Source organism: Arthrobacter sp. ZBG10 (assembly GCF_001238605.1).
Lineage (GTDB): Bacteria > Actinomycetota > Actinomycetes > Actinomycetales > Micrococcaceae > Arthrobacter.
In genome coordinates, this window is sequence record NZ_LFQH01000150.1 from 1 (window position 1) to 422 (window position 422).

At 62.8% G+C, this 422-nt stretch carries 1 pseudogene; it reads right to left on the reverse strand.

The annotated features are described in order from the left end of the window. Positions 1-422: pseudogene (locus tag ACU18_RS18970) on the reverse strand (pyruvate dehydrogenase (acetyl-transferring), homodimeric type); the annotation flags it as partial.

A 422-nucleotide genomic window follows, 5' to 3' on the forward strand; every position in this document is an offset into this window, starting at 1 on the left:
CCCTTGGGGTTGTAGATCTTGGCCGTGGGGAAGAACGCATCCATACCGAACGTGCGTGCCTCGTCGGGGATGATCGGGGCGATGTGCTTGCCGAATCCCTTGTCCCGCATCAGGTCCTTGAGCAGCCGGACAAACGCCATGGTGGTCGCTGCCTGCTGCTTGCCCGAACCGCGCTTGGCCACCTCGTAGGTCTTGTCCTCGGGGAGGGTGATCTCTGCGTGCTTGGAGCGGCGCTCCGGGACGGAGCCGCCCAGTGCTGCGCGGCGTTCGTGCAGGTACTTGATCTCCGGGGCGTCGTTACCGGGGTGGTAGTACGGCGGCTGGTACGGATCCTTTTCGAGCTGCTCGTCGGTGACCGGAATCCGGAGGTGGTCGCGGAACTTCTTCAGATCATCAAGCGTGAGCTTTTTCATCTGGTGGGT